This window comes from uncultured Negativicoccus sp. (assembly GCF_902480485.1).
Classification (GTDB): Bacteria; Bacillota; Negativicutes; order Veillonellales; family Negativicoccaceae; genus Negativicoccus; species Negativicoccus succinicivorans.
This window is the reverse complement of record NZ_CABSTC010000002.1, coordinates 24,947-35,225: the sequence shown is the minus strand read 5'-3', so window position 1 is coordinate 35,225 and position 10,279 is coordinate 24,947. Positions and strand designations below refer to the sequence as shown.

The 10,279-nt window shown below is 56.6% G+C and carries 9 protein-coding genes; 8 read left to right on the top strand and 1 reads right to left on the bottom strand.

Annotation, left to right across the window (positions count from 1 at the left end; all coding sequences use genetic code 11):
* From RDN69_RS00410 to rsmA, 8 genes are all read left to right on the top strand, one after another.
* Positions 1-850 (top strand): aspartate carbamoyltransferase catalytic subunit (locus tag RDN69_RS00410; RefSeq protein ID WP_288218078.1); only part of this gene is annotated, 850 nt, incomplete at its 5' end.
* Complete coding sequence (locus RDN69_RS00405) at positions 834-2,123, top strand: dihydroorotase family protein (protein ID WP_273259573.1); 1,290 nt, start codon at positions 834-836, stop codon at positions 2,121-2,123. The genes RDN69_RS00410 and RDN69_RS00405, both read left to right, overlap by 17 nt.
* A complete protein-coding gene (carA, locus tag RDN69_RS00400; protein WP_024048731.1) occupies positions 2,120-3,184 on the top strand; it encodes a glutamine-hydrolyzing carbamoyl-phosphate synthase small subunit in 1,065 nt (354 codons plus the stop codon). The genes RDN69_RS00405 and carA overlap by 4 nt, the downstream gene beginning before the upstream one ends.
* On the top strand, positions 3,181-6,399 hold the full coding sequence (gene carB / locus RDN69_RS00395) for a carbamoyl-phosphate synthase large subunit (protein ID WP_273259577.1): 3,219 nt from the start codon (positions 3,181-3,183) through the stop codon (positions 6,397-6,399). The genes carA and carB overlap by 4 nt, the downstream gene beginning before the upstream one ends.
* Complete coding sequence (locus RDN69_RS00390; RefSeq protein ID WP_273261553.1) at positions 6,386-7,147, top strand: dihydroorotate dehydrogenase electron transfer subunit; 762 nt, start codon at positions 6,386-6,388, stop codon at positions 7,145-7,147. Before carB ends, RDN69_RS00390 begins: the two co-directional genes overlap by 14 nt.
* A complete protein-coding gene (locus RDN69_RS00385) occupies positions 7,144-8,070 on the top strand; it encodes a dihydroorotate dehydrogenase (RefSeq protein ID WP_024048728.1) in 927 nt (308 codons plus the stop codon). The genes RDN69_RS00390 and RDN69_RS00385 overlap by 4 nt, the downstream gene beginning before the upstream one ends.
* A 112-nt stretch (positions 8,071-8,182) precedes the next feature.
* The gene (rnmV, locus tag RDN69_RS00380; protein WP_024048727.1) at positions 8,183-8,731 is read left to right on the top strand and encodes a ribonuclease M5; all 549 of its coding nucleotides are present in this window, start codon (positions 8,183-8,185) and stop codon (positions 8,729-8,731) included.
* Positions 8,721-9,578 (top strand): 16S rRNA (adenine(1518)-N(6)/adenine(1519)-N(6))-dimethyltransferase RsmA, encoded by an 858-nt coding sequence (gene rsmA / locus RDN69_RS00375; RefSeq protein WP_024048726.1) that lies wholly within the window; start codon positions 8,721-8,723, stop codon positions 9,576-9,578. Before rnmV ends, rsmA begins: the two co-directional genes overlap by 11 nt.
* On the opposite strand, the gene RDN69_RS00370 is transcribed toward rsmA, so the two are convergent.
* Positions 9,554-10,123: a GDSL-type esterase/lipase family protein gene (locus tag RDN69_RS00370; protein WP_024048725.1), complete on the bottom strand. Its 570-nt coding sequence runs from the start codon at positions 10,121-10,123 to the stop codon at positions 9,554-9,556. The genes rsmA and RDN69_RS00370 overlap by 25 nt on opposite strands.
* Positions 10,124-10,279 lie beyond the last annotated feature (156 nt).

Genomic DNA, 10,279 nt, shown 5'->3' with positions numbered 1-10,279 from the left:
CGCCAAAAAAACGGATTTATTACGAGGCAAAGCGATTGTCAATGTGTTTTCCGAAAATTCGACACGCACGCGCAGTTCCTTTGAGCTCGCAGGGAAGTACCTCGGGGCGGATGTCATTAACATCAATAAAAGCACCAGTTCAATGACCAAGGGCGAAAGCCTCCGCGATACGTTGTTGACGGTGGCGGCGTTGGCGGCGGACGCGATCGTCATGCGTCATGAAGCATCGGGCGCCGCGGCCTACGCGGTGGAAATCGGTAAACGTTTCCCGCATTTTCCGGTCGTCATCAATGCCGGTGACGGTCTGCACGCGCATCCGTCGCAGGGACTTTTGGACCTCTTCACCGTGCGGGAACAGAAAGGCAAGATTAAAGGACTTAAATATGTTATCGTCGGCGATATTCTGCACTCGCGCGTCGCGCGCAGCGATTTGGCCGGCTTTACCAAACTCGGAGCCGAAGTGCACATGGTCGGTCCGCGGACGTTGGTGCCGCGCGAATTCGCCGAGCTCGGCGCGATTCTGCACACGGATCTGAAAGAAGCGCTGCGGGATGCCGATGCGATTCAGATTTTGCGCTTGCAAAACGAACGCGCGGCGGCGGGTTTCATTCCGAATAACCGCGAATATGCGCGGACCTACGGGGTCTCGAGCGCGCTGTTGCAAGAGGTGGCGCCGGACGCGATGATCATGCATCCGGGCCCGATTAATCGCGGCGTGGAAATTTCGCATGAATTGGCGTATGCGCAAAACGCCTTTTTACAGACGCAGGTCAAAAACGGCGTGTGCGTACGGATGGCTATTTTAAATGAAGTATTGAATGGGGGTAACGGCATTGAAGCGCTTGCTTAAGAACGGCACGATTATCAATCCCGCCGCAGGCCAAAAGACGGTCGGCGATGTGCTTTTTGAAGACGGTAAGATCCTCAGTGTCGGCGAAACCATTACGGCGACCGACGGCGTCGAAGTGATTGACGTAACCGATTGCTACGTCACGCCGGGTTTGATCGATATGCACGTTCATTTGCGCGAACCGGGGCAGGAAGCGAAAGAATCCATGACAACCGGTACGCAGGCGGCGGCGGCCGGCGGGTTCACGCGCGTCGCCACTATGGCCAATACCACGCCCGTCATTGATGACCTCGTCACTTTTAACGGTGTCAAAGAACGCGCCCGCGCGGAAGGACGCGTGAAAGTGGATATCATCGGCGCGGTTTCCAAAAATTTGGAAGGACGCGTTTTAAGCGACATGGGCGATCTGGCACTCGCCGGCGCCGTGGCGTTTTCGGATGACGGTCACTATGTGGAAAGCGCGGATTTCATGCGCCGCGCGATGGAATATGCCGACACCTACGGCAAAATGATCATCGACCATGCGGAAGATTGGACGATGGCGGCGCAGGGTTTTATGCATGAAGGCAAAGTTTCGACGGCGCTGGGCGTTGTCGGACGACCGCGCGCGGCGGAAGATATCGCTGTTGCTCGCGACATTTTGCTTGCCGAAATGACGGGCGCGCATATTCATATCGCGCACGTGAGCTCCGCGCATGCCGTGGAACTCATTCGGGCGGCGAAACAACGCGGTGTCCGCGTTACCTGCGAAGTGACGGCGCATCATTTGGCGCTGACCGATGCCGAAATTAAAAATTACGATGCGGCGTTTAAAGTGGCGCCGCCGTTACGTGAAGAAGACGATCGTCAGGCGTTGTTGGCAGCGCTGGCGGACGGCACGATCGATGCGATTGTGACGGACCATTCGCCGCATGCCGATGAAGAAAAAGACGTACCGTTCTGCTGCGCGCCGAACGGCATGAGCGGCTTGGAAACATCGCTCGCCGCCGTCATTACGTACGCGCTTACCCCCGGTCACATCGACTGGGAGCGGCTGGTCGACGCGATGTCCGTGCAGCCGGCGCGACTTTTGCAGCAGGAAGCGGGCGTGCTGAAAGCAGGCGCGCCGGCGGATATTACCGTCATCGCGCCGCAGAGGCAGTGGACGGTGGAACCGGAAAAATTATATACGAAATCACTGTTTTCTCCGTTCGCGGGCAAGCCCCTGACCGGTCGCGCCGTGCAGACGTGGGTGGACGGTGAACAGGTAATGCGGGAAGGAGCTGTACGATGAAAGAAGGATATCTGTACTTGGCGGACGGCCGGAAATTTCCGGGTTACCTTGTCGGCGGACACAGTAAAGCGGCGGAAGTTGTGTTTAATACGGCGATGACAGGCTATGAGGAGTCTTATACGGATCCTTCCTATACCGACCAGATTTTAACGTTGACCTATCCTCTGATCGGTAACTACGGTGTCAATCACCACATTTGGCAGGGCGAAAGGCCGTCGATTTCGGGCGCTATCGTTTCAGAATTGACACGTTTCCCGAGCAACTGGGAAAGCGAAGATTCGCTGGGCCGATTTTTCAAGGCGAATCAGATTCCGGTGCTGATCGGCGCGGATACCCGGGCGATCACCCGCGCGATTCGTAAAGAAGGCACACCGATCGGGGTGCTTGCGACAGCCGCGGAAGAGAATTATGTGAAAGAAGCGCTTGCGCATCCTTTGCCGCAGGATCAGATCGCGCGCGTGACAACGCCGGTCGCTTATAAAATGGGCGAAGGTCGGTTGCGAGTTACTGTTATTGACTGCGGCATTAAACGGCGCATGCTGGATCATCTCGTGGCGGCGGACTGCCACTTGACGGTCGTGCCGGCGCAAACCAAAGCGGCGCAGATCCTCGCGACCCAACCGGACGGCGTTTTCATCAGCAACGGCCCGGGGAACCCCGCGGATGTGCCCGATACGATCCAGACCCTGCGTGAGCTCGTCGGTAAAGTGCCGATGTTCGGTATTTGCATGGGCCATCAGTTGCTTGCTCAGGCGTTGGGCGCGGTCACTTTTAAATTACCCTTCGGTCATCGCGGCGCGAACCACCCGGTCATCGATCTTGCCACGAAAAAAATCACGATGACGGCGCAAAACCACGGTTACGCCGTCAGTGAAGAAAATTTTCCGGCGGAGCTCGTGGTTACGCACCGTTCGTTAAATGACGGTACGATCGAAGGCTTCCGCCACCGCACACTGCCGATTCAGGGGATTCAGTACCATCCCGAAGCGGCGCCGGGACCGACGGACAACGAATACTTATTTACGGATTGGATGAAAAGCCTGAAAGGAGAACGCGCATGAGTAAAGAAATCAAGAAAGTTCTCGTGATCGGCTCCGGCCCGATCGTCATCGGTCAGGCCGCAGAATTCGACTATGCCGGCACACAGGCTTGCCTGTCGTTAAAAGAAGAGGGCTGTGAAGTCGTTCTGATCAACAGCAACCCGGCGACGATCATGACGGATACGGATATCGCCGATCGCGTGTACATCGAACCGCTGACGCTCGATTTTGTCACATCGGTCATCGCGCAGGAACGTCCGGACGGGATTCTGGCGACGCTGGGCGGTCAAACCGGTTTGAATCTCGCGATGGAACTTTTCGACAAGGGCATCTTGGAAAAATACGACGTGGAACTTTTGGGCACGCGCATGGACGCGATCCGACAGGCGGAAGACCGCGAATTATTTAAAGAAGCGATGCAGCAAATCGGTCAGCCGGTGCCGGAAAGCCGCACCTGCAACACCTTAAACGAAGCGTTGACTTTTGCGGAAACGATCGGTTACCCGCTGATCATTCGTCCGGCGTTCACGTTGGGCGGCACCGGCGGCGGCGTCGTGCACAACGAAACGGAAATGCGCGAAATCGGTCAGCGCGGTTTGGTGCTGAGTCCGATTCACCAAATTTTGGTGGAACGCTCGGTCGCCGGCTGGAAAGAATTGGAATATGAAGTCATGCGCGACAGCGATGACAACTGCATCATTATTTGTGATATGGAAAATATCGATCCGGTCGGTGTCCACACCGGTGACAGCATCGTCATCGCGCCGAGCCAGACGCTGACCGATAAGCAGCATCATATGTTGCGCACGGCGTCGCTCGATATTATTCGCTATTTGGAAATCGAAGGCGGCTGCAATGTGCAGTACGCGCTCGATCCGCATTCGAATCAGTACTATGTCATCGAAGTCAATCCGCGCATGAGCCGCTCGTCTGCGCTCGCGTCCAAAGCGACCGGCTATCCGATTGCGAAAGTGGCGGCGAAAGTGGCGCTCGGCAAATCGCTCGGTGAAATCGAAAACGCCGTTACCGGCAAAACGAAAGCGGCGTTTGAACCGACGCTTGACTACATCGTCATTAAAATTCCGCGCTGGCCGTTTGAAAAATTCAATCTGGCGGATCGCGAACTCGGTACGCAGATGAAAGCGACCGGCGAAGTCATGGCATTGGCGAAGAATGTCCCCGCCGGCTTGCAGAAGGCGGTGAGATCGCTCGAAACCGGCACAGATTCGCTCTATTTGCCGAAGTTGGAACACTTATCCCACTACGATATCAAAATGCTTTTACGGCGCGTGGACGATGAACGGCTTTTCGTCATTGCCGAAGCGTTGCGGCGCGGGTTTGACGTGCAGGAAATTTACCACACGACCAAGATTGACCCGTTTTTTATCACGCAGATTCAGCGCATCGTCAACTGCGAACGCAAGCTGATGAACGAAGGCCTGACGCAGGAACATGTGGAATTGGCGAAGTACCTCGGCTTTTCGGATCACCGCATCGCGCAACTGACGCATGTGGAAGAAAGCGAAGTAGCCGCGTTGCGCAAACAGAAACATATTACCGCCTCGTATCGCATGGTCGACACCTGCGCGGCGGAATTCGATGCCGCATCCCCGTACTACTACTCGGCGTACGGTGTGGCCGATGAAGTCACTCCGCAGGAACACAGCGTCATGGTTCTTGGTTCGGGGCCTATCCGCATCGGTCAGGGCGTGGAATTCGACTACTGCTCCGTGCAGGCGATTCGCGCGTTGAAACGGTACGGTTATCACTCCATCATGGTCAATAATAACCCGGAAACGGTTTCCACCGACTTTGATATGTCCGACGCGCTGTATTTTGAACCGCTGGTGCCGGAAGACGTTTGCCAGATTATTGAAAAAGAACAGCCGCAAGGCGTTATTACCCAGTTCGGCGGGCAGACCGCGATTAATTTGGCGGGGAAACTCGCGGCGCACAACGCGCCTTTGTTGGGGACCGATGTTGACGGCGTGGATCTCGCGGAAGACCGCAAACGCTTTGACGCATTGCTTGAATCGCTCCACATCGAACGTCCGCGCGGTTGTATGGTGACATCGCTTGCGGAAGCGCACGAAGCCACCAAAAAATTGAAATATCCGCTGATCGTACGGCCGAGTTATGTGCTCGGCGGACGCGCGATGCAGATCGTTTACCAACCGCGCGAACTCGATACCTACCTGCGGGAAGCCGTAGTCGCATCGTCCGAGCATCCGGTTTTGATTGATGAATACCTCGTCGGCCGCGAACTCGAAGTCGATGCGCTGTGCGACGGTGAAAACGTCTTTATCCCGGGCATCATGGAACAGATCGAACGCGCGGGCGTTCACTCGGGCGACAGTATCGCCGTATTCCCACCGCAACATATTGATCAGGCTAAGATCGATGAAGTGGTCGAACACACGGAACGCATTGCGCGCGCGTTGGACATTCGCGGCATTGTCAATATCCAATACATCATTGCCGGCGGGAAACTGTACGTGATCGAAGTTAATCCGCGTTCGAGCCGCACGGTGCCTTTCATGAGTAAAGTGACGGGTTACAACCTGATTGCGCTTGCGACCGGTATTTGTGTCGGCAAGACCTTGCCCGAACTCGGCATCACGCCGGGGCTGGCGCCGACGCCCGATTATGTAGCGGCGAAAGCTCCGGTATTCTCGTTCGCTAAACTCGGTCTGGTAGAAATCGCGCTCGGACCGGAAATGAAATCGACCGGCGAAGTCATGGGAATCGGCAAAACGTATTCCGATGCGCTGTATCGCGCGATCGTCGGCGCGTACATGGGCATTCCCGACGGCGGCAATGTGCTGATTACGGTCAGCGACCGCGATAAAGAGGAAACCGCGCAACTCGCTGCGGAGTTTGTCGAACACGGGTACCACATCATGGCGACGCACGGCACGGGCAGCTACTTGGAAGAAAAAGGTATCCCCGTACAAATCGTCAATAAAATGCATGAAGGCGGCGACGTCACTTGCGCGACATTATTGCGTGACGGTTCCGTCGACATGGTGGTCAATACAATCACGTACGGCAAACGTCCGGAACGCGAAGGCTTCCGCCTGCGTCGCATGGCCGTCGAACTCGGTATTCCCTGCGTGACCTCGCTCGACACGATGCGCGAAGTAGTGCGCGTGTTGCGCGAACGGAAAAACAATGATTTGCCGAGCGTCAAAGCCATTCAGGACTACCAAAAGGAGCGTCGTCATGAACGCGCTTGAAGTCGGGCCGATTCGGACGAATGAACGGGTTTCCTCCGATATGTATCGGTTGGTGGCGGAGCTGCCGCGTTTGGCGCAAACGACACGGCCGGGTCAGTTTTTACACGTGCGCACGGCACGCGGCTGGGATCCGTTGCTGCGGCGTCCGTTTTCGCCGTCGCGCGTTGATCGCGAAAACGGACTGGTCGAAATGGTCTATCGCGTTGTCGGCCGCGGCACGGAGTTGATGACGCAGATGCGCGCGGGCGATGAAATCGATGTGCTCGGTCCGCGTGGCACGACGTTTACGCTGGACGGAAAAATGTTAATGGTCGGCGGCGGAGTGGGGATCGCCCCGATCCTTTTCGCCGCGCAACAGGCCGCGGCGGGAACCGCTACCGTCGTCATCGGCGGTCGCAGTCGGGAAGAACTGTTTTGGCAGGACTATTTTCCCGACACGATTAATGATTTGTTACTGACTACGGATGACGGTTCGGTCGGCCATCACGGTTATGCGGTGGATCTTGTACCGGCATTGCTCGCATCCGGCGAGTTTGATCGGGTACTTTGCTGCGGGCCGACTATTTTGATGAGTAAAGTCGCCGCCGCGGCGTATGCGGCCGGTGTGCCCTGCGAAGTTTCGTTCGAACGGCGGATGGGTTGCGGCACCGGCGGCTGCTACGCCTGCGTGTGCGATCGTAAGGACGGAACGCATGCGAAAGTATGTCAGGAAGGTCCTGTTTTTGACAGCCGGGAGGTGATCCTGTGAGCGCGAATATAGCCGTCAATTTTTGCGGGGTCACGATGGCGACGCCGATTATCGCCGCCTCGGGCACGTTCGGATTCGGACTCGAATACGCGCCCTATCTTGACTTGGATCAGGTCGGCGCCGTATCGGTCAAGGGACTGACACGGGAACCGCGACGCGGCAATGCGGGTGTTCGGATTGCCGAAATGCCGGCCGGAATTTTAAATTGCATCGGTTTGGAAAATCCCGGCGTAGAAGCGTTTTGCACGGATATTTTGCCGCAGATTCACGCTGCGTCGTCCATTCGCGTGATGGCGAATATTTCCGGCAATACGGTGGCGGATTACGCGTACATGGCGGAACGTCTGAACGATGAGCCGGTCGATTTTCTGGAAGTGAATATTTCCTGCCCGAATGTGAAAAAGGGCGGGATGAGTTTCGGCGTCGATTCGCACGCGGCGGCGGAAGTGACGCGCGCGGTGAAAGACCACACAAAACTTCCCGTCGTCGTGAAATTGAGCCCTAATGTGACGGATATCCGCGTCATCGCGAGCGCCGTGGAAGAAGCGGGCGCGGATGCGGTATCGCTGGTCAATACCTTTATGGGACTGGCGATTGATGCGAAAACGCGGCGGCCGCTGCTGGGTAACGTCACCGGCGGACTTTCCGGCCCGTGCGTTAAGCCGATGGCCTTGCGCTTGGTCTGGGAAGTCGCGCAAACGGTCGATATTCCGATTTGCGGTTTGGGCGGTATCATGACAGGGTTGGACGCCATCGAATTCATGATGGTCGGCGCCGACTGCGTCTCCGTCGGCACGGCGACAATGCGCGATCCGGCCGCCTGCGTAAAAATCGCGGGCGAAATGGCCGCCTGGTGCGATGCGGAAGGTGTCAAAGATATTTCGGAAATCGTCGGCACGTTGCGTATTCCGGGTGAAAACTGAAAAATCCCGTCATTCGACGGGATTTTTTCGTGGAAAGGAAACAGTGCGGTAAAAAGTCGCAATACGTGTCGTACACGTTTAATTTTTCCGCGCGCTATGCTACACTTTTATTATGAAAATCAAAGAAGTCATTATTGTCGAAGGAAAATCGGATATTGCCCGCGTGCGTCAGGCGGTAGATGCGGAAATCATTCCGACATACGGATTTGGCCTGAGCCCGGAAACACTTTCGGATATTGAAGCGGCGTACCGGCGGTGCGGAATTATTATTCTCACCGATCCGGACGGCGCGGGGGAGCGTATTCGTCGCTATTTGACGCAGCGCTTTCCGGAGGCCAAGCATGCGTTCGTGCCGAAAGAGGACGCGATTGCCAACGATGATTTGGGCATCGAACAGGCGAGCCCCGAAGCCATTCGCAGCGCTCTCAGCAAAGTGCGCAGCATCGCGCCGACGAACGAGGCGCATTTTACGGTGGCGGATTTGTGGGAGGCGGGCGCGGCGGGCACGCATGATGCGGCCGCACTTCGGGCGCGGCTCGGCGCGCGACTCGGCATCGGTTACGCGAATGCCAAACGTTTTTTGGTGCGTCTGAATCATTACGGCGTCACCCGTGAAGAATGGGCGCAAGCTCTTCGGGAGGAGCAGACCGATGGAATATGAACTCGCACGCAAAGGAACGGTTCGTCGCCTGACTGAGCATTTCGGTTTACGCATGCAAAAAAAATGGGGACAGAATTTTCTGATTCGTCCCGAGGTTGTTGAAGACATTGTCGACGCGGCGGAACTCGGACCCGATGACCGTGTTTTGGAGATCGGTCCCGGCATCGGCACGCTGACGCAGGGATTGGCGCGCACGGGAGCGCAGGTCACGGCGGTGGAATTGGATCCGAAACTGCCGGAGGTTTTGGCGGAAACGCTTGCGGCGTATCCGAATGTGCGAATTGTCCCGGGAGATATTTTGAAAACGGACGTGCGCGCGCTGATGGGGGATGAACCTTTTACCGTCGCGGCCAACTTGCCGTACTATATTACGACGCCGATTCTGATGTACCTTTTGGAGCAGAAGTTGCCGCTGGTGCGTCTGGTCTTGATGATGCAACGCGAAGTGGCGGAGCGTTTGGCGGCAAGCCCCGGTACGAAAGCGTACGGCGCGATCACGCTCGCGGTGCAGTACTACACGGAAGCGCACGTGCTTTTCGATGTCGAACCGGAATCGTTTTGGCCGGCGCCGAATGTCGTCTCAAGCGTCGTGGAGTTTATTCCGCGCAAGCAACCGCCGGTGGAAGTGCGAGATGAAAAACTGCTTTTCCGTCTGGTGAAAATCGCCTTCGCGCAACGCCGCAAAACGTTTCGTAATAATATAAAAGCCGCCGGCTATGAGTCGGCGACGGCGGATGCGTTGTTGGCGCGGGCGGAGATCGACGGCGGTCGCCGCGGCGAAACATTCGGTTTGGAAGAATTCGCGCGCCTGGCCAACGTGCTTTACGAGTTGGAAGAGGCAAAATAAGTTTGCGCGTGCTTCGCCATTTTGGCGTAGCCGTAGATATTCGGATGGACTCCGTCATCGTATTCGTTGGGGGCGAGAAGACGGCGAAAATCGAGCGTCGCCTGCGGAAATGCGCGCACGAGCGCGTCACCGTATTCTTGGAACGCGGCGACCGCGTAAGGAAAGGCGGGCGCGCTTTGCCAGCCGGTGTAGATCGCCTCTTTTGTGATCTCCGGCGGAATGCCGATGACGATGGGCAAGGCGGCATGAGCAGACGTGAAGGCAGTGATTTTTCGGACGAGCGGTCGGATATTCAGCGGCTGCTCGTTTTCTGCGTCTTGCATGATATCGTTGCTGCCTGCCATTAAAAACAACCGATCATACGCGCCGGGTTCGCGCAACGTTCGTTCGGCGCGTTGCAGCACCTGATCCAGTCCCGCGCCGCACATGCCCAAATTGGTGACCTGCAGGTCGGGTAATGCCGCGGCCAATTTGGTCAGCCAGCGAGAAGGCATCGGCACGTCAAATCCGTAAGTTAAGCTGTCGCCTGCTGCGAGTAAATGCATAGTTTCACCTCGCGTTCATTGTAGCGGGCGTACAACTCGGTTTCAAGTCGGCGGCGCGCTTCGTTTCGTGCTACAATGAGGATAACAAATCGACTTTACGGTCAAGGAGGCGATTTCTATGCGGTGGATCTTATTTCTGATCGGCATGGCATTCTT

Bases quoted from the DNA above. Each gene is read 5' to 3' on its own strand.
- carB (WP_273259577.1), top strand. From the start codon at position 3,181: ATGAGTAAAGAAATCAAGAAAGTTCTCGTGATCGGCTCCGGCCCGATC.
- carA (WP_024048731.1), top strand. From the start codon at position 2,120: ATGAAAGAAGGATATCTGTACTTGGCGGACGGCCGGAAATTTCCGGGT.
- RDN69_RS00390 (WP_273261553.1), top strand. From the start codon at position 6,386: ATGAACGCGCTTGAAGTCGGGCCGATTCGGACGAATGAACGGGTTTCC.
- rsmA (WP_024048726.1), top strand. From the start codon at position 8,721: ATGGAATATGAACTCGCACGCAAAGGAACGGTTCGTCGCCTGACTGAG.
- RDN69_RS00370 (WP_024048725.1), bottom strand. From the start codon at position 10,123: ATGCATTTACTCGCAGCAGGCGACAGCTTAACTTACGGATTTGACGTG.
- rnmV (WP_024048727.1), top strand. From the start codon at position 8,183: ATGAAAATCAAAGAAGTCATTATTGTCGAAGGAAAATCGGATATTGCC.